This is a genomic window from Trinickia symbiotica (genome assembly GCF_002934455.1).
GTDB classification, from domain to species: Bacteria; Pseudomonadota; Gammaproteobacteria; order Burkholderiales; family Burkholderiaceae; genus Trinickia; species Trinickia symbiotica.
Map to the genome: position 1 here is coordinate 50,628 of NZ_PTIR01000025.1, position 18,620 is coordinate 69,247.

21 protein-coding genes are annotated in these 18,620 nt (G+C 61.2%); 3 read left to right on the forward strand and 18 right to left on the reverse strand.

The window, feature by feature from the left end:
- Positions 1–45: 45 nt before the first annotated feature.
- The 10 genes from B0G57_RS26720 to B0G57_RS26760 form a co-directional block, all read right to left on the reverse strand.
- Positions 46–657: a hypothetical protein gene (locus B0G57_RS26720; RefSeq protein WP_018441827.1), complete on the reverse strand. Its 612-nt coding sequence runs from the start codon at positions 655–657 to the stop codon at positions 46–48.
- A 296-nt stretch (positions 658–953) separates the two neighbouring features.
- Positions 954–1,406 (reverse strand): hypothetical protein, encoded by a 453-nt coding sequence (locus B0G57_RS26725; RefSeq protein ID WP_018441826.1) that lies wholly within the window; start codon positions 1,404–1,406, stop codon positions 954–956.
- A 75-nt stretch (positions 1,407–1,481) separates the two neighbouring features.
- Entirely contained in the window at positions 1,482–2,588 is a 1,107-nt protein-coding gene (locus B0G57_RS26730; RefSeq protein WP_020566320.1) for a DUF6094 domain-containing protein, read from the reverse strand.
- Between the two features lie 65 nt (positions 2,589–2,653).
- Positions 2,654–3,376, reverse strand: a complete 723-nt coding sequence (locus tag B0G57_RS26735) for a DUF3275 family protein (protein WP_233216010.1) — start codon at positions 3,374–3,376, stop codon at positions 2,654–2,656.
- A gap of 113 nt (positions 3,377–3,489) precedes the next feature.
- Entirely contained in the window at positions 3,490–4,026 is a 537-nt protein-coding gene (locus B0G57_RS26740) for a hypothetical protein (protein WP_018441823.1), read from the reverse strand.
- A 120-nt stretch (positions 4,027–4,146) separates the two neighbouring features.
- Positions 4,147–4,281: a hypothetical protein gene (locus B0G57_RS32195; RefSeq protein WP_262984495.1), complete on the reverse strand. Its 135-nt coding sequence runs from the start codon at positions 4,279–4,281 to the stop codon at positions 4,147–4,149.
- 143 nt (positions 4,282–4,424) lie between these two features.
- A complete protein-coding gene (locus tag B0G57_RS31930) occupies positions 4,425–4,733 on the reverse strand; it encodes a hypothetical protein (protein ID WP_223258729.1) in 309 nt (102 codons plus the stop codon).
- Positions 4,734–4,823: 90 nt separating this feature from the next.
- Positions 4,824–5,243 carry an antirestriction protein gene (locus B0G57_RS26750; RefSeq protein ID WP_018441820.1) on the reverse strand — a complete coding sequence of 140 codons (420 nt, stop codon included), beginning with the start codon at positions 5,241–5,243 and terminating at the stop codon, positions 4,824–4,826.
- A 503-nt stretch (positions 5,244–5,746) separates the two neighbouring features.
- The gene (locus B0G57_RS26755; RefSeq protein ID WP_018441819.1) at positions 5,747–6,424 is read right to left on the reverse strand and encodes a DUF3577 domain-containing protein; all 678 of its coding nucleotides are present in this window, start codon (positions 6,422–6,424) and stop codon (positions 5,747–5,749) included.
- 407 nt (positions 6,425–6,831) lie between these two features.
- Positions 6,832–7,056 (reverse strand): helix-turn-helix domain-containing protein, encoded by a 225-nt coding sequence (locus tag B0G57_RS26760; protein ID WP_026229879.1) that lies wholly within the window; start codon positions 7,054–7,056, stop codon positions 6,832–6,834.
- Between the two features lie 193 nt (positions 7,057–7,249).
- Between B0G57_RS26760 and B0G57_RS26765 the strand changes: the two genes are divergently transcribed.
- A complete protein-coding gene (locus B0G57_RS26765; RefSeq protein WP_018441817.1) occupies positions 7,250–7,669 on the forward strand; it encodes an ACT domain-containing protein in 420 nt (139 codons plus the stop codon).
- A gap of 52 nt (positions 7,670–7,721) precedes the next feature.
- Here the strand turns inward: B0G57_RS26765 and B0G57_RS26770 are convergent, their stop codons facing one another.
- A complete protein-coding gene (locus tag B0G57_RS26770) occupies positions 7,722–8,555 on the reverse strand; it encodes a nucleotidyl transferase AbiEii/AbiGii toxin family protein (protein ID WP_018441816.1) in 834 nt (277 codons plus the stop codon).
- Between the two features lie 31 nt (positions 8,556–8,586).
- Positions 8,587–9,612, reverse strand: a complete 1,026-nt coding sequence (locus B0G57_RS26775) for a type IV toxin-antitoxin system AbiEi family antitoxin (protein WP_020566319.1) — start codon at positions 9,610–9,612, stop codon at positions 8,587–8,589.
- 295 nt (positions 9,613–9,907) lie between these two features.
- Between B0G57_RS26775 and B0G57_RS32435 the strand changes: the two genes are divergently transcribed.
- Positions 9,908–10,234 (forward strand): abortive infection family protein, encoded by a 327-nt coding sequence (locus B0G57_RS32435; RefSeq protein WP_223258730.1) that lies wholly within the window; start codon positions 9,908–9,910, stop codon positions 10,232–10,234.
- On the opposite strand, the gene B0G57_RS26790 is transcribed toward B0G57_RS32435, so the two are convergent.
- The 4 genes from B0G57_RS26790 to B0G57_RS26805 all read right to left on the reverse strand — a co-directional run bounded on the left by B0G57_RS26790 (position 10,186) and on the right by B0G57_RS26805 (position 16,920).
- The gene (locus B0G57_RS26790; RefSeq protein WP_146013393.1) at positions 10,186–13,368 is read right to left on the reverse strand and encodes a DEAD/DEAH box helicase; all 3,183 of its coding nucleotides are present in this window, start codon (positions 13,366–13,368) and stop codon (positions 10,186–10,188) included. The two genes, B0G57_RS32435 and B0G57_RS26790, sit on opposite strands and share 49 nt — an antisense overlap.
- Positions 13,369–13,814: 446 nt before the next feature.
- Positions 13,815–15,149, reverse strand: a complete 1,335-nt coding sequence (locus B0G57_RS26795) for a TrbI/VirB10 family protein (RefSeq protein WP_018441813.1) — start codon at positions 15,147–15,149, stop codon at positions 13,815–13,817.
- 2 nt (positions 15,150–15,151) lie between these two features.
- Positions 15,152–16,177, reverse strand: a complete 1,026-nt coding sequence (locus B0G57_RS26800) for a TrbG/VirB9 family P-type conjugative transfer protein (protein WP_026229877.1) — start codon at positions 16,175–16,177, stop codon at positions 15,152–15,154.
- Positions 16,174–16,920, reverse strand: coding sequence for a VirB8/TrbF family protein (locus B0G57_RS26805; RefSeq protein ID WP_018441811.1), 747 nt, complete (start codon positions 16,918–16,920; stop codon positions 16,174–16,176). Before B0G57_RS26805 ends, B0G57_RS26800 begins: the two co-directional genes overlap by 4 nt.
- A 75-nt stretch (positions 16,921–16,995) precedes the next feature.
- Here B0G57_RS26805 and B0G57_RS26810 point away from each other — a divergent pair, with 75 nt between their 5' ends.
- The gene (locus B0G57_RS26810; protein WP_018441810.1) at positions 16,996–17,268 is read left to right on the forward strand and encodes a hypothetical protein; all 273 of its coding nucleotides are present in this window, start codon (positions 16,996–16,998) and stop codon (positions 17,266–17,268) included.
- A gap of 2 nt (positions 17,269–17,270) precedes the next feature.
- Here B0G57_RS26810 and B0G57_RS26815 read toward each other — a convergent pair whose 3' ends face one another.
- A complete protein-coding gene (locus B0G57_RS26815; protein ID WP_018441809.1) occupies positions 17,271–18,299 on the reverse strand; it encodes a type IV secretion system protein in 1,029 nt (342 codons plus the stop codon).
- Between the two features lie 28 nt (positions 18,300–18,327).
- Positions 18,328–18,612 carry a hypothetical protein gene (locus B0G57_RS26820; RefSeq protein WP_018441808.1) on the reverse strand — a complete coding sequence of 95 codons (285 nt, stop codon included), beginning with the start codon at positions 18,610–18,612 and terminating at the stop codon, positions 18,328–18,330.
- Positions 18,613–18,620: the final 8 nt, after the last annotated feature.

Here is an 18,620-nt window from a genome sequence, read left to right on the forward strand (position 1 = left end):
AGGGCCGCTAATGACTTCAGGGGCGGCCAGATCAGCGCAGGCGGGTTAATCGATTGCGAGCGCGCCGCTGCGGACCAAGCTGGAAATCGACTCAGTGAACGAGTCAGGGAGCGCGATCCGGAATGCGTCGAGGCGCCCAACGGGTGCGCAGGGTGTCTCGTCGAGCCTGCTGACCAGTCGTTCACCGAGTTCGGTGAGGACTAGCGAACGCCAATGCGGCAACAGCGGTATCGGACTGAGCTGTTCGATAAGCGACCACACGCGTGCTTCCAGCGACGCCTCGTCGTGCGCCTGTGTCTCACGGTCAACCAGCAGCCATGCCGAGCCGGTGCCTTTTGACGGTGTCAGCAGCGACTCGTCGTAGATCCACGTATGCACGAGGTTGCCGAAGAGGTTGTCCTTCGGCAGACGACCGCTGTATTTATCCAGTCGCCGCGGATCGCCGATAGGTACGGCGGCGATCGTCTGGCTGCTGTCGGGATCGATGAGCGTGATCTGACGGATGCCGCCTTCCTGGACGCCCAGATGCAGCGAGGCGTAGAGCTGCTGAACGGCGCCATCGCGACCGAAGACAGATACGAAGGCGAGTTCGCCATCGGGTGCGCGCACGCAGGCATCGACGAAGATGTCCTGCAGTTCCTTGATGGGATAAAGCATGGGGTGCTCCAGCGTGAATGCCCGGCGCACCCACCGGGCGCTGACCCGGGCGGGTTAAAGGACGATTCCGTGGCTCCTGCAAGGGAGCCGCCGCTGCGCAGACGAAGGCGCCGGAAAAAAAGCGGTTCGGGTACGGCTGAAGGTGCCGCGTCACGGGCGACAACGGGTCTGCTACCGGCAGACCAGCGGGAAAACGTGCAGCGTGCAGCGCGAAGCGCTTTCCCTGAACGTTCTGGTGAACGGTCAGGGAAAGCGCCCTGAAGGCAGGGCGCGCGGATGTGTAGAGCAGCGGCGGATCAGCATTGGGACAGTGTTTCCAGCAGCGCACGAAGCTCGCGTACCTGTCCAACAGTAAGGGTTATCGGTACCAGGGCTTCGGGATGCCAGGTCTCGATCGCTGCTGCTCGAGGCAATCGTTCGTCGACTAGTCGCGCGAACGATAGGAGCGCACGTGCGGCTGCATGCAGTCGCACAGCACGGACCGAGACGTCGGCGGCCGGCCATGCGGCGACGCCCGTTGCATCGAAACTGAGGATCTGTCCGTCGTGTTCCTCATAGTCGTCGTAGAGCAGCGGCATGTTCGGCGCGTCATCCCACAACGTACCGGCGTCGAATGCCGCACGCGCGATGGCGCAGGCAGCCTCGACGCTGGCGGCCCGGATGCCTACGACGATCCGGTGCGTATGGTCGAGGCTATAGCCGACCAGGTAAGCGGGCAGTGGCTGGTTCGTGGAGCTTGTATCAGTCATGATTCGGGTGTCCTTGCAGGGCGGAACCAGCCCCCTGCGGGGCAAGGCCCCGCGGGGTTGAAGACGTGACCCGCACTAGCGGATCGAGACAATCCGACCGAGGGTCGGGCCAGGCGTGAAGTCAATGCCAGCGATGGTGGGAACAAACCGGTCGCGCATCAGGATCGTGGTGCGGGTGTCACCTTTGTCCGTTTCCTCGATCTGTACTTCCTGCTCCTTCTGCTTGATGGTGTCGCCGCGGATGAGCAGACGTGTGCCGTCAATGCCGGCGACAACGCCGGTGATCTGTCCGGCTGCTAGCGCCAGGGCAAGATGCCAGTCGGAAAGGTCGCGCAGCGGACGGCGCGGCTTGACCGCCTTTGACGAGAACATCGCGGCGAACTGCGTCCACAGCGTCGCATGCTGCAGACGCCGCAGTTCGTGCTCGAGCTGCGCCGCATCGATCCGTGTGGACATGAAGGTAAATTCGCCCATCGTTGGGGGGATGCGATACGGCTCTGCTGCCCAGTCCTCGGGCAACTCCGGGGGCAGTTCGCCATCGCTGATTCGGGCGAGGCGTGCGGCCAGTGCCGTGTCAACGCCGTCGGACCGACGCTTGACGCCGAAGAGGACAAGCTGCTTGAACGTCTGGTCGGGCGCGAGAAACACTTCGACCTGTGCCAAGTTGCGGGCAATCATCGTGGCGAATTCGCGGTCCATCACGTAGTACGGCACGATCAGCACGAGCACGCCACTAAACGCGAGCCACGGGACCGTCTTCAGATAGAAGAGCTTTTCCAGACGATCGGGCTGACGCTCGCCAATCTGGGCCTTGTCCGATACGACGTCGCCATACGGCGGGTTCAAGAACAACAGTCCCATGCTGCGTGCAGTGACAAACATGTCCTGGACGTCGGTGTGTGCCGCGGTGTCCAGCACGTCCTTCGCGTGCCACGCACGCTCACGGTCATACTCGACGCCAAACGTGCGGATTGCGTCGGGCGTTGCGCGCTGTTGCGCGAGTGCCTGTTTCAGGTCGTGCAGCGCGGCACCTTCACCGCAGCAGGGATCGAGCAGCCGTACGGGGCTGTCGGAATCGGCCAGCGCGAGGGCGGGCATGATCCGCTCAAGCGTGGCCGCATCGGTGGGGAAGTACCCGTTGCGAACAAAATTTCGGGCAAGACGAGGAAAGATGAGGGCCATGTCGAGCTCCATCGAGGCGTGGTGTGTCGCCGGCCCGAAGGCCGGGCACACGAGAGTGGAAGGAATCAGGTCTTGAGCCAGGTCTGGGTGGAAGCCTGGAAGGCGTAACCGAACGCGCGAAGCTGGTCGCGCTGCTGACGAAACACGCCGCGATCGACGGTCGGATCGAGCTTGACCGGCTCGCCCGCTACCATCGCGTCGGCCAGTTCGGTGCCGAACAGATCGGGCAGATACAGCTCGCCAGATTCGCCTGCGGGTTGCGAAGCGGTCGGTGGCGTTTCATGGTTACGCGCAAGCGCTGCGGTACCGGCTGTGCGTTCTTCATCAGCCGGATCCGGCTCTGCCGACGAGGCCGGTTGGTTCGTCTCGCTGAACGGCTCGTCGTTGTCGAGCTGCGCGTCGGCGAGCCTCGCGCGGATTTCGACGGTGACCTTGCCGTACCACACGTAGCTGTGCGGATAGATCTTGTCGATGAGGAAAGTTCCCGTGTAGGCGCCGGGCTCGAACTGCTCGAGCACCTTGTCCTTGACCTTGAATTCGCCGACGGATGTGGTCAGTTCGCCGACCTGGAACGGGCCGTTGCTGCCCTTGATGGTGCGCACGTCGAGCGTGCCGGAAAGAGAGATCACGATGCCTCCAGAAAGTGAGGCGGGACGCACCCTCGCGGGCATGGCGTCCCGCGGTTGGGTTGAAGAGATACGGATCGATCCCGTCTGCCAGCGTGACGGGCAGGTAACCGGCGAGTGCGCCGGTAGAGGCTGTAGCTTTCGCGTGAAGCGACGACGCACGGATCCGAATCGAACGGATCGAGAGGAATGGGTCTCGATTGAAGTGCCACCAATGCGGCGCCTCGGAAATGACCCCGCCGACTGGGCCACGCGCCTATGCGGCGTTGACGAACCTAGCTAGCGGGTTGCCCGGCAGGTTCGTCAGAGCGTTGTTGCTCGACGATGTGATGAAAGAGCCGGGGCGGAAGGCGGAACAGGCGGCCGCCACTTTCGACGATCCACGTGCGATGACGCCGGCCGATGACGACAGCCTCGGTGATCGACAGCCCTTTGAGCGTCAACATGTCGCCGGGCCTCAACACACGCGAGCGCGCCGCATGCCACGCATGGACCTTTTCGCGCCATGCCGGTGAGGCGGGCGGGACCATCTCGAGATACGCGAGCGGGCACGAGTAATAGAAGGGCTCCATTTCCTCGCACAGGTCCTTGTAACCCCAGCCCGCGCAGCCTTTGTCCCACGCGAGCAAGTCGCAGCCGATGTAACGCAACGGCGTGTCGCCGGGGCGTTCGATTTCCCAAACCGTCCAGAGCACGTTGCCGCTGCAACAGTGGCGCAGGCAGCGGCGTGAGCAGTCATCGTGCTCCTCGTTGCGCGTGAGGCGTGCAATCAGTTGTGCACGCGTTTGTCCATGACCAAAGAGCCAACCCATGGTGCACCTCGCACAGCGAGTCGAGGCATTGTGCCCAAAGCGGGTTTAATGCCCCGCGGGGAACGCACCGTTGATCCGATGCAGATGGAAGAATGAGGTGATGCGGTGACAAGTCTCTGGTCACACGCGCCGTTGCGAGCGAAGGTCGCGACCGATGACCGGACGCACCGAGCTGATGATGAACACAGTCCAGTCGGCGAAATAACGCCCATCGAAAACGATCGCGCCCGCGTTCAGCATGAGCTGGATTGGCATCGTGGTCCTGCCGGTAGGCGTCGGCCCGTCGGGTCCGGCTATGTGCTCCATGTCGGGGAAGAACCGAAAACCGTCGAACGGATCGAGGAATTCGAGCTTGAGGTCGCGGGCCTCGACGGTGTGGCAACAACGCAGCCGGCCGATCAGGGGCCATCGAATCCTGCAACGAGCGGGGACCCAAGCGGATCGTCTCGTCCGTTGAAGAGCCCGAGGTAGAGGCCGTCGGGAAGATCGACGCTCTGCGCCGTATAGCGCGGCAATGTGCGCCCGTCGCGACACTGGAAGACAAACTGCGATGGATCGTCATCGTCGTCGGGTTGCTCGGCAGCATGAAGCTGTGACGCCGGTACGTGCTGGAAGCAGTACGCGCGTGCCAGCGACCCGTGCCGCATGCTCGTATCGAAGCCGCTGATGGCACGGCGAGAAGGGGCGATGGAAATGCAAATTGACATCGTTGTCTCCGGGAGTGTTGCGGAGACGCGCCCTGCGGGGTGCGTTCCGCAAGGCATGAAGGGTGGGCTGGGCGTCAGTCCATTAGCCGATCAATCGATTGCCGCAAAGATCTCGCGCGCCTCAGGGTGAGACGGGACGAAGGCGAACAGCCTGTGATAGAGGTCTGTGAACTTGGCGTCTTCTGTCGTCCACGCCATGGCGTTCAGGGCGAAGAGCGTGGCCACGATGCCGGCGGCGTCGCAGCTCATTTCGCCATCGTATCCGTTGCCATCGCACGTGATGGGCAGCGGGCCACCCAGACGGGGCGCCATGTAGAAGGCGTCGTTGGAGAGCTCGACGTAGTCCCAGAAACCGCCGTGGTAGGTCTCGCACAACGACGACATTGCGGCGTAGACAGCGACTTCCGCACGGATCATGTGCTGGCCGAAGTAACGCGGCAGAATTTCCAACCGACGGTCCTCGGGCACAAGGGTGGCCACGATGCCGTGCGTTTCAGTGGTCTCGTTCATGACATCCTCTGGAAAAGGCGCGGAGGATGGCTGCCCTCGCGGGGAAGCGCATTCCCCGCGAGGGTTGAACAAAGGAACGACTTAAGAGCGGGGAAGCGAGCTATTCCGGACCCGGCATCATGGCGACGCCGGTACAGCCGTGCAGACAATGGCACCGGAAGCGGGCTGTGAAGGTGTCGCCTAACGCGGCGACAGACGGACCTGCAACTGGCAAGTCGGCAGGGAACACGTTATGCCTCATTGTCCTCATCGGCGCCGACGGCAGTGAGGGCGAATGACGCATAACGCCTGGCAGTTTGCCCCTGCCAGGCGCGTGTCTGAGCCGGGACGATAGGTCCGGCGCAAACGGCACGGCGTAGTGGGGACACCGTGGACCCGGGCGACGATCTGCGGGACGGTGCCGGGTTTCCGGAACGGGCTCGAGGAGCGTCGCTCTGGAAAGCCGGCAGTCCGATAGTGCGGGAGAGAAGCCCCCGCACGAGGCGGGGACCGAGGGGCGCCGGTTATTCTGCGTTGGCGGACGGGCGACGGGTGCTTCCGTTCGCATGACGGCGCAGCGGCGGATAGCGGTTGCTACGCGTTGCGGTGCGGTCGGCCTGGCGGTCAGCCGATGCGGCATCATTGCTAGGGGCTCCGATATCGCGGCCGTTGGCCGGTTCCTCCGCAGAAGGCGTATTGCGTTGGTCGCGATCGCCCGTTGGCGGTTCATGCCCGTTGACGGCCTCCGCGGAAGTGTCGGCGCCTGCTTCAGCGTCGTCATCGCCTTCGTCACGGTAGACTTCCTGGCCGTCGACCTTGATCCAGAAGAGCTTGAGCAGACGCCCCTTGAGGACAGCGCCGGTTTCGCCCGCGCGATTGCCGGTGCGCTCGAAGGTTCGGATGTAGTGGTCACCCGCGCGGAAGGAGACGAGGACCTTTACATCCGGATCGTTCGCGTCGTCCATCACGGCACGGACAGCTTCCTTCGCCTTCTCGCCTGAGACGATCAGGTCGAGCGGGAGATAGACGACGCCGTTCTCGACGTTCGGATCACCATGAAACGCGGAGACGGAGCATGCGAGAAAGGGTTTGGCCTTGCTGCGACCATTTCCCCGGGCGGTCACGTCGCGCACGCGCGACAGATATCCGAGGCCTCGCAGATGAAGATCGAAATACTTGCGGGGTTCGACAGGCTGATTCATGACGATTCTCCAGAACGAAAAAGGGGAATCGCCAGTGCCCGTGTCGGGGAATGACAATTCCCCAGGCGGGCAAAAAAAGAAGGCTTCTGGTCAAAAGACCTGCGGTGGTCCAGACAGAGGGACGAAGCGAACCGCGAAAGGTGTCGCACGAGCGACGGTACTGAGAAGGATGCTGGATGGGCTCCAGCGGGCAACTTCAATCGCGAATCATAGTCGGCGATGCCGAAAAATCAAGGCGGTTTGCTCGATCATTTTTGTTCGCTGTTCAAATGAATTTGACAGGATTGAACTTGATCTCCCGATGCGTCACGATGTCTCACAAGCGAAGACTTGGGTGGTCGACGGATGTGCCGGCGCTCTGGTTGCGGAAAGTGGATGGGTTTGCACAGCAGGCCAATCACGCAATGTCACTTGAGCTCATCAAAATCGAGCATGGAAGCGGGAGAAACGCCGAGTGTGGCGGCCAGCACGCAGATGTTATAGAGGGCGATGTTGCGCTGCCCGCGTTCGATACCGCCAACGTACGACCGGGCAAGGCCACTTTCGAGCGCAAGGCGCTCCTGTGACCAGCCGCGCGCCTTGCGAAGCTCGATCAGGCGTTTCCCAAACAGGGCAAGGGGGTCGTACTGCATCGACATCTCGATCGGAAAGATATCGAAGCGTACGTATTTGACCTGTTTGAGGCCACGCTCTATGATGACACGTACTATGAGTGACAATTTTGCATGTTGGCCGCAATAGTTTTGATATTCGACGTGGATCCGGCCCGCGATGTCGTGGCCGGTGTGCCCGCCCGATTGACCTTCTTCTCATACAGGGAGAGCAGTGAGCCAACCCGTCTCGGATCTCGCACAGCTGCTGGCGACAATGCAGCCAGAGCTGAATGAAGGCGCCTATGTTTTTTCGTCCGTGCAGGCAGATAGGGATGTGTCGCAACTCGCTCCCCTGGCGACGTTTCGTGAGCGCGAGGGGCTGACCGTCGTCATCGATGAACCGACGGCACTCCGCGAAGGGTTACCCGTTCTTTTCCGGGCGGCTTGGATCACACTGAACGTCCATTCCGACCTGGAGGCTGTGGGGCTCACGGCTGCAGTGGCTGATGCGCTGACGAGAGCCCGCATCAGTTGCAACGTCGTTGCCGCCGCATTTCACGATCACATTTTTGTGCCCGTGGAGCGCGCGCGGGATGCGCTTGCTCAATTGACGGACCTCCAGGCAAGGGCAGGACAGAGCGTGCCGGGTTAGCCGGACACCAGCCGGGAATGCTTCCTGCCCGGGGCGGTCAGGTCCCGCTTCCTCACTGAACCGCCGCGACAAATTCCTGGCGAAACGCTTCAAAGAGCTGACTGATCCGTTCAGTCGTATCGCCGCCGAAAATCCGTGCGCGGCTTGCCACCATGTGCGTCAGTATGAGGGGTGACGGATCGTCCGGCGCAATGACCGCGAGGATCTGGTCGCGCACTTCCGGTGTGACGATGCCCGCCATGTCGCGGCCGAGGAGGGCCGCGCCGGCGATATCGGGATCGTGCTCGTGCCGTTCGATCAGGTCGAAGGCGTCGTCGGCATACAACCTATCGAGATTTCCTGCCTCGCCGTACCAAGCCAGCAGAAAAAGCAGATCGGTTGCGTCCTTGCGATCGACCGCGTGACGATCTTTCCAGGCAATGATCTTGAGCATTGCCTGCGCCGGAAGGGAAGCGACAGGAACCACGAGATCGGCATCCATGCGTACCGGCACAGCGACCTGCAACGCCTGTTCGAAGCCGGCGACGTTCATGCGGATGGCCTGATCGGGCGGCCAAGCGATTTCGCCACCATCGTCTGCGATCCCCCCGAACGGTACGATGTCAAGCCAGGTTCTGGCGCCGGTCTCAGGGGCTTGGTAGTGCAGCCGGTGGGTTGCACTGCCTCGTTGCTCGAAGTGGCCGGACGTGAGTAGCGCCGTTCTCAGTGTTTCATGGCCGGCCCAGCTTTCAATGGAAATACCGATGTCAACGTCTGCCGTCGCCCGCGTTGGTTCGATATCGTGGACGTGCGTCAGCACGATGTCGCGTGCGCTCGCCCCACCGACAAACCACTGGATGTTCTTCTCGGAAGCGGCGGCGGCCACCTCACGCAGAAGGGCCACCATTTCGGGTGGAAAAGGGCGATGGGGGCGAGGCTCAAGCGGGGAGATATTGTTCACGCACTAACCGGGCCGTTTCGAGATTGCGCGAGTCGCCACTCGCCATGAGATCAGCGTAGACGAGCAGGGGCGGCGCGATGTTTTGCGGAAGTCCAGCCGCCGGCTGGAGCTGGATCGGGGACCTCAGGAATTCAATGTTGCCGTCGCGATCAGGCCGCAGGCGAGCCTTCGCAATCCACTCCCTCGGCACCTCGCTGGCACAGTATACGGTGAATGCGGCTGGTTTCAGGTATTGCGTAAGGATGGCTGCTGCCGGCTCTCCACCGAACTGGCACCGGTCGGGAAGATCGGGAACGCTTTTCCACCAGTCGGGGATGTCGGTGCGGAAGCGGCCGAGCTGAAGCGATCCACGCAACAGTGTCGGGTACAACGTGGTCCATTCATCGATGAGCCGGGCTGCGTCGGCGAACTGCATGCCGCGCCCGCCGGGCTGCTCGATGAGGTCGCGCCGATCCAGCATGCCGTGAATGGCGTTCTGGACCGTTCCGTGGCTGACGCCGGCAACCTCTGCGATATCCCGGTAGGTTTTTTCCAGCAGTGAAGGGACTGCGAGCAGGGCGAGCGCGACGCGCAGTGTCGATTTGGTCCAGGTGCGGCTGCGTGATTGCGGGCTGCTGGCCGGGCGTGGGCGTCCAGACACGAGAATGACGCTATCGCCTAGAAGAAGACTGGCGTTGCCGGCCAGGTCGAGCGCATCAACCTGCAGGTCGCGGCACGCATTGATCATATTGGGGGACAGATACAATGTCACGAGCAGGAGCCGGTCACCGTCGTCCGGCGCGGCCTGCGCGCGGACAGCGGCCAAGGTGCCGTAGCGGTCGATCGTCCGTTTGACATGCGCGAGGCGTTTGTAGCGGCGGGTGCCGACATGGAACTCCAGTACTGCATCCGCACCGGACCGGGGTGGCGCCTTGCGCAGGTGGACGGACACGCCGGTCGCATCGCCGAACGCGGTGGCGGCAGCTTCCAGCAGAGGAGGCAGATCGTGGTCGGCCGGATGCATGGCAAGATCGCGGTTGTCCAAATATCTTTATTGTACACGTACCGTGGACGGCGTGAAATTTTGGATGAGGCGGGTTTGTCCGAAAAATAGACGTGTCCACGTACCGTGGACAGCGGAAACTTTTGGACAAAAGGTCTCTTTCTGCTGGGATGCTGGATGGCTCGTCGCGAGGATTGACGCTGCCCGCAGGCGCGCCTTTTACCGCCTGGATTGGAGCAGCCGGCGTTAGCTCCGATGGTCGAGCTAGCTGGAACAGCGTGGCCGCGATACCACCCTCGGTCAGCACCCGCTCGGCTTGCATATCCAGCGAGCCGCAATTTGCCTAGTTTGCGCGCCGCATTATTCGAGCGCATCGGGCTGGCGTTGCCGGTGCTTAGGCAGCTGCCGCCCGCGGGGCGAGCCCGCACGACGCCAGGCTGAACGGTCCGTGTTTGAGTTGGCGATTGCACTAAACAGGTTGCGTAACAAAGAAGGCACGGGCCACGGTCGCCCGTTGCTGTCCTCAGTATCAGACGCCGATACACGTCTTGCAATCGAAGGCATGGGTGCAATCACGGCATGCCGGGTGTTGCCTCAGCTTCCGATAAACTCGAACGCGCAGTCGTATGTCTCACGCAAATAAAGTTCGGTTACCCCGAGCAGCTCAAGCTGTGCGGGACTCACGTCTGCGTTCAAAACGCCAGGTTGCACAACGTAAATTTTGAGTGATAGCCGACTAGACTGAAGTGACCGCGCAACGATAGAGAGCGCCTTCAAGTCACCTCGTTCGAATCGCGTGCGTCCGCTGCGTTGCCGGCTAACCTCGCGGTACTGCAGATGCTTGAACAATCGCTCGGGTTCGCCCTTCCAAAAGACACTTCGCTGCGCCTGGCCGCAAACTACGTAAAGGTCATCCACGCGCGCCCCAGCCCTGTCACCTCCCGAGTATTTACAATGGTAGAAGGAGGCCACGACCTGACCAGGGAGAACCTTCATTGCAACTACGTCAGCCATCTCGCCGGAGCCATCATCATCAAAGATGATGTCAAGTCGGTCCTCGCCTTGGTGCGCAAGGAGACTTTCGATAACTCTTCGTTGAATCGAGTCCGCGTCTTTGTTTGCGCCTTGCGATTCTTTCCGGATGTTCACGCCGCCCCAATCCCAGGCGACAAGACGTTCGCGTTCGAATGCGACTCGCCGCTCAGTCGCGGGAAGCCTGAAAAGCTCGTTGTGAACGAGCGTTGAACCATCTGCGAAGTACAAACTAGGCGGCTCAGCGCGGAACCACTCCTCCAACGGTACACGTTTGCGTCCCGATACAATATGCGCCGCGGTACCATCAACGAGTACATAAGACACATCTTCGGCCGAGAAGCGCACCTCGTACACGCAATCACCGTTTGGCGTTCTGAGCTTCAAGCGTAAAGGACCTTCGGCAACGGTCGAATCCGGCTGAAGGTCAACTTCATAGAGTGCGCTCAACGTTCCGTCGATATCGACATCGACGGCGTCCTCCCGCCGGTGCAACATCTCCTCATTCCAGTCGACAGCAATTAGCACGGCCGCCGGCCGCACTGAGACTACCTCCGGAATGACGACGTTCCTGAAAATGTCTTCCGTTGAAATATTGGGATTGTTTAGCTTTGCGCCGACCTCATGACACCACTTCACCCATTTCGCAAGGTCATAGGCGATACGATGTGACCAAAGGCGCCCCTTTTGAGAACAGCCGACGGTGACTCGCTCACCGCTTTCGTAGCCACGACCGAACAAGTTAGATTTCGACCGGTTCTGGCGCAGCGCCAACGTGAGTGCATTCCCAACATCGGCGCCGCTGTGCATCGAAAACTGGACCGTCTTGCTTATCAGATGGCGTAGCCCGAGGTTCATGATGAGAAATCTTGTTACGCCGTGCAAGGACTTAAAGATTTGCTCGCCTTTAATTAGAGTCGCGTCGGTACCACAGACAGCCCGAGCGAGCTCTTCGTGCACCGACGAGTTGTCAGAGCTGTTAATGAACAGAAGTCTTTGCTCTTCACTCCAGTGCAATACGAATACGTTCCACGTCGTGTTCTTCAAATCGCGTACATCGCCCCACGGAACCTGTTCTTGGTCCTTGGTTACGAAAACGCTGACGTGCTCGGACGGATTATGGAAAGGACCCGCATACATTCGCGCTGCCTTTATCGCGCGTTGGATGCGTTCAGGGTCCCACGACGTACCGGTCCGGTAGACCACGGCGCTCATCTTCGGCGAGATGTTCTGCAACGCAATTTGTGGCGCGGACTCTCGGAATCCTTCGAGAAATTCGGAACGCCGAATTTCGTCTTCCGTGGCTCCCTCGCTCAGCACCCTGAGCAGTTTATTCCATTCTGCGTCTTCTGCATATAGTGCCCGCAAGCGCTCGCCGACTTCTACATCGGCGATATTGGCAATAACTGTGGCGTCGCCGATATCGTCGCCGGACGTTCGTGTGAACCTTCCGGTGAATTGCAGCGTGATTGCCAGGCTTTTGTGCATATCGTGAAGCGCGGCAATCTTGAGCTGTGGCATGTCGAAACCTTCGCCTAGCATATCGACGCAGACAATCACCCGAGAGACCCGCGTGCGGATGGCCTGTAAATTAGCCTGCCTGGTGACCGGGGTTTGTCGGCTGTGCACTATCAGCGGCCGCAGGTCAGAGGCATGCTCGCTGTAAATTTTATGTATCGCCTCAGCTCGCGAAATTGAGTGGACACGGGCCATGAGGACGTGGTCACGATTTGCAGCTAAATCTGCCCGGAGCACAGAAACCGCCTCCTCCATAATGCGGTCGTCTGCGCGCTCATTGTTGTACTCAACAACGGGCCGAAAGTTTACCGGCTTAAAGTACCTCTCAGCTTGGGCACGTCGAAGCGGGTAATTGAAAATCACCTTTCCGTCGACCAACTTTCCGTCAGTGCGGAATGGCGTCGCTGTGAACTGGAGGACAGGCTTTTCGCCAAATTGGTCGCGGAATGCTGTCCAGGTTGCGGCAGAGACATGATGCGCTTCATCTATGAACAGGTGCGTTGCCCAACTTGTGAGGACTTCCCTATGCGACGCTCGGCTGTTTGCCGCAATGCTCATGGTCGCCACTACGACGTTGCAGCGCTCAAGGATGCGCTGAAGGGCTTCTGCATCTCTCGGCATGGCCTTGAGGACACCCACCACGGGAAACTGAGCCTCGGAACCGACAACCCCAAGCTTTTTTAGCCATCCAAGTGTGACGAACTTGGAGCCAATCTGTTCTCGAAGGGCATCGCTGGGAACAAGAACCAACAGCCGCGGAATACGTTGAGCGACAAGCAATGCAAGCATTGTCTCAGTTTTTCCGGTGCCGGTCGGCATCACAATGGTTGCCGGCTTCGAGGAAGCGCGCCAATGACCTAACGCCGCATGTAGCGCGCCAACCTGTGGCGCACGCAATCCGGGGCGAACCGTTCCATCTTCCTCTGTGCGCTCTTCACGATATAGGAATGCGTCACCCCAACTCTCGACAACCGACGCTGTCCGCCGCGTGCTTTCGTCAGTTGGCTCGGCGCCGACGTTCAATGCTTTTGGAAACGCCCAGCGCGTAGGCCGAGCCGAAAGGTCCCAGTCTGAGCCCTCAGATGGAATCTCAGACGAATCTGAGAGAACCAGAAGGCGGTCCATACGTTCAGGCATGGGAATAGACCTTGTCGCCACCGCGATTTTCTCGGCGTCGAAATCTTCCAGAACAAAGTAGCTGCGAGCGCGACCCAGTGGCTCGCTCACTGAGACCTCACACGTCCTCGCGTCCCTCTCCAGTTGAAGCACTCTATTGCCGTCCACCAGTCCGTGAACTGCGTAAATCGCCGGGATAGTAACTTCCTTTCTGAACGCCACTTGCCCCCCGTTGCGTCTTCGTTTAGTTTTCGACACCGAAGCAGTCGTCGGCCCGAAAATCAGCCGGCACGGCCGGTCACCAAAGTTTTCTCTTCCGCTGTTTCCCCGGATGATTGTAAGGGTATTAGTCGCGAAAGTTCGTGGCTATCGATTAAATAAGCGTTTGCAAGCCCCTTCCATGGGCGAAATGACGGCAGGATAGCCGTCTGCGCGTCTGGCGTTCAACACGGCGGCAGGATGAGCGTCGCCTCATGGCCGCGTGCTGCCTGAAGCGCTTCCAACGTTAAGCGAATCTCGGCACAGCAAAGCTGCAGAATGCGCGGTGATTGAATTTTTTATCGATTGCAACTCCCGTCAGTGATGTCGGGCGGCAGCATCATGTCCCGCTGTGTGATGAATGTGATGCGTTGACCGGGCTCCAGCTTCAGGGTCGGTTGGATGTTCATGTTGCGCTGGAGAATGGTCTGGGTCGTCTGCGACAGGGACTGTGCTGCCGCTTCCGACAGATCGGTCGATGCGCCTCCGTTGATGTTGATCGTGGTGCCGCTCTGTTGACTCTGGTTGTGGCCGATCCAGGCGGCGACGCCGGCGATCAGGAAGGTCGACCCGAAGATCTTGAAGAAATGATTATTGACCTCGGCGGTGACGCCCGCCTCGCCGTCGGGATCGTTGCCGGTCAGTCCATCGAGACGCATTGTCGCGTGCCGGAAGATCATCCGGGTGGCAGCCATGAGCATCAGGTCCTGGCCGATTGCCACGTCGTTGTTCGTCCGTCCAAGAATCCGCGTTCCCTTCGGGATCAGCTTGCAGCTCCCGTCGATGCTGTCATAGATGTCACGGTCGACCATCGCGCGGAAGGTACCGGGCATGTCGCTTTTCGCGCCCTGCAGTATCACGGTGGGAATGGGTGTGCCGCCCATCACCATATACGGCGAATCGATGGGGACTGGAACCAGCGGCTTCGCATCGTCAGTCGCTTCGCTTTGTTGTCTGACCCAGTCGGCGTTGCGCCGGTTGGTGGCGCTCGACACATTGACGGGCGTGAGACCTGACGCGGTCATCTCTGAGGAACCACCCGGCGCTGGACTGCCTGGCGCTGCCTGCAAGCCGGAAAGGTGCGCTAGGCTGCCCGCGATGCGGTCGGGCGATAGCCCATTCTCCGCGGACGGGCTGCCGTTGCTTCCACTCGTGTCCTCGTAAGCGACGAGGGACTGGCTCTGCATGGCTTCGATCTGCCGTTGCAGCGCGAGTCGATCGGCGTCGCGATCGGGGGTGTCCGGGCCAGACGTTCGGTAGTTTCGGGGCAGCGGACCCGTATTGTCTCCGGGCACGCCCTTGGGGATGCCATCGAGCGGTGTGCCGCCGAGCGGGGCGCTGGCTGCCGACGCCGCACCGCCCGCGCGTGCCAGCGCCAGGTTCCGCTGGTCTTCGAGGCGCTTGCGGATCGCATCCGGTGAGGCCTTCGGCTGCCGCGCATCCGCCTCGATTTGCTCGCGCTCGCGCCGCTCGGCCGCGGTCTCGTGCGGATGGGACAGCGCGTGCACCAGGACGATCGCGAGCAGTGCGGAGCACAGCGCGATGAGCAGCGTTTTCGCGAGATTCCGGCGGATGCGTGTGAGCCTGGCTGGCTCAGGCGTGAGCGGGGTGCCGCTTTTTTCCGGGGCGGCCATGTTCACGGTTTCCCGTAGATGTTCTTCATGCGGGCCGAATCACAGCCGAACAGTCCGCAGCCTTTGCCCCGACCGTTGAAGACCCGTACTTCCTCTTTGCCGCGTTTGAGCAGCAGGCCGTATGGGGCGATTTGCTGCACCTCGAACAGGTCGTTGCCGAGCGGCACGAAGCTGGCGATCTCAGCATGGCCTTTGTCGTCCATCAGCAGGATAGCGGGCAGTTCGGCGTGGTGGGGAAACTGCAGATACGTAAACCTTCCATCGTCAAAAACGGTCACTGGCGTGAACGGCGCATCACCCGCCACGCGATAGTCGAAGTTCGCCTGGTCGAGTGCGATGCGCGGGCCGCCTGAGCGTGCATTGCCAGGCGAATCCGCCTGCGCATTTCCGTTCTCCTGTGCGCCTGTGCTGTGCGCAGGCGCGTTGCCCGGGTACTCGATGCCGAAGGGCGAGACCTGTCCCGCCGTCATTTGCGCATCGGTATCGAGGTAGTGCCAGGAGACGCGGTGATAGACCGTCCCATTGTCCGATGATCGTAGGTCCAGCTCGTAGCGCCGGCGTGACGTGATGATCGTCGCGGCATTGTCGAGCCCGGGCAGGCGCGCCTCGATGAAGACGTCGCGCTTGGTTAGCGCCGTATGCTCGAGCCAGCGCTTGCCCGTATCGGACAGGTAGACGCCGGTGACTTCTTCGTCGGGTCCGAACACTAGGTGCGTCTCCTCGTTGGTGCGCAGGAGCACGGGATAGAGGTAGTCCGGGTCATAGTCGTAGACGACGAGCGACGAATCGTCGGGAGCGGGATATGGACCGTTGATGCGCGTACGGGACGCAGGTGCGTGTCGGGCGTGGGGCCGCAGCGTCGGCATGCGAACCGCAACCTCCGCGGGCTGTGTGGGGACAGTCGTCACCATGCTTGCGGGCAGTGGCACGGACGGCGCGGGCGATGGCGCTGTGACCTGGGCGCCAGCTGCGGTGAAGCACGTAGCAAACAACGCCGTGAAACACGCAGTGGAAAGGGCGAGCTTCATTGCGTGGCTCCGGGATTGACGCCCAGATAGGGCGTGAGGCTGAAGTGGGTGATGCGAAGTCCGATCGGGTTGTCCTTTTCCTCGCCGGGCTTCAGCGTTTCGGGGGCGAGCAGGAAGCTGACCGTGAGCAGCATCTGTTTCGGGCGGGACGGTTTGCCGTTCACGCTCTCGATTAAGGTGAAGATCAGATAGGCAACCTGACCATCGGGCGAGAACGAGGTGGAGTTCTCGATGAATTCGCGGGTGAGACCCGGCGTCTGAACGACACGCTGCGCGACCGGATCAGTAACGGTGATGTACGTTTCCAGTTCCTGTGTGGCGGCGCCAGAGGTCCAGCCGAATGCAGCCGGGATCTGGCGCGTGAGCGTGTCCTGGCTGTCCGCTTCGATCGTGAAGACACGTGATGCCCACTTCACGAGGAAGTAGCGCTTGTTGGCTGCGGTGACCGAGTAGGTTTCGGCGTAGCGGTCCGAGACCCACACCGCGCCGCTTTTCTCATCGTGCTCGACAAAGTAGGGGCGCGGGCCGCTGTGCGCACTCTGCACGATGAGTGCAGCGCATTCGCCCGCAGCGATCAGCGCGAACGCGGCGGCGATCTTGATGGCGAGCCGCTTATCCCAGAGGGGGCGCTGGAAGGCTGCAAACCAGGCTGTGACCGCTTCGCCGGTATGCGGTGGCGACGGAAGGTCGGCGGCGGGCGTCTGGGTGCCGAGAGACGAGCGGAAGGGCAAGTGTTTACGCATGGCTCATCCCTTCCGGCAGCAGCATGCGCTCGGTGCTACACTGGGACCCAATTCACCTGCTGCAAGGGTGCAGCTATGGAAAAGCTCAAGATCATCCTGCTGTATTTCGTGCTGCCCGTCCTGCTGTTCGGGGCGTTCGTCCTGTACCAGGTTGGCGCGCAGCATTTCGGCGTGGCGGTGATGCTCGCAGGCGCGGTCGTGTTCATCGTCTGGTCGTGGGTCAAGAGCACACCCAAGGATATGGACGAGTCCTTGCGTGATGCGGCGGCCCGCAGACGGCAAGCAGACTCTGACTGGAACTCGTACTACTCGATTCGTCAGATCGACAAACGTCGTCATCACCATTGACCTCATTGCAGGAACCTCGGGGTTATCCGCTTTCCGATAGCCCCTTTCCCGAAGCCACCGAGATTGCCGGCGCCACCGCCTGAAACTAGGCCTTTCGCGATGTCCGGCACCTGCCACATCATGAAAGCTCCGACACCGCAGACGAGCGCGAGCGCCAGCATCGCGAGGTAGTTTGTCGCGTAGTACGCGTTGCTGTTCGTGCCGCTATGCGTCGCGCTCTGTTGCACGAGACCCTGGATGCCCGGCAACACGCCGCTATAGACGATCGCCATCATCAGCCACGCGACGACCTTGAATAGCCCCGCGGAAATCGTGAAGCGCAGCCAGCCATCGAAGAGGAATTCGCTGGCGGGCAGCACGTACCAAGGGATGAGTACAGGCCCGAGGCAGAAGGCGATGTCGAGCAGAAACGAGCCGAACTGCACAACCACCACGAAGATCATCGTCATGAGCGTGATCGCGATGACCGCGAGCGCTTTGGCAAGGAAAGCGAGCAGGACGAGCGGTAGGTTCTTGATGAGGGTCCAGATCGAGTTCAGGCCCGCCGAATTCGCCCCCGCATCGCTCGTGGTCCCGCATACCTGATGTTCCGTGTTCGGGATTACGATGCCATCAGGGGTGACGTCTGGCACCTGCTCGCAGATCTGGGCCGCCTCGGTGCGCACGCCCTGCATGATGGTCGAGGCAGCGTTGACGAGCGCACGGAGCAAGTCACTGGCGTTGCCTTGGCCACCGGAAACGCGCGATGCCATGGTCTGCATGTTGTCGACAAAGTAGCTATGCACCGTGCCGGACCAGGCCGTGAGCATCACAAGGATGACGGCGCATTTGATCAGGTGGCGGAATAGGTTCGCGAAGAAGCCGGGGAAGTCACCTTCGAGCAGCCACAGGAACACGTGCCATGTCGCCATGACGAGGCCCAGCGCGGCGAGCAAGTCAATGCCGTCGGACAGGAAGAGCGCCTGCAGGCTCGTGCCCTTCGCCTGCATCGTGGCGAAGAGGGCGTTGAGCACGGAGATGACGTCGTTCATGGCCCGGTCAAATAGAATTGGGACGCCGCTACCGGAGACCGCCGGCAAGGCGCAGCAGCCCCAGCAGCAGGGCCAGCGGTAATGCGATCCAGGCCACCGCGAAAACCTGCGGATTTTCCGCGTGCACCACTAGCAGCCCGACGAGCAGCGACAGCCGGACGCTGCGCGTAATGCGCCGGTCGAAAGTCCAGCTCGGATCGCGTTGATCGAACGGAACAACGCTGTGAAGCCGGTATTCGCGGATGGCATGCAGCACCACACGCAATTCGGCGGGTGTCGTACAGAGGTGGCGGATCAGCCAGCGCAACAGCACGGCTCACT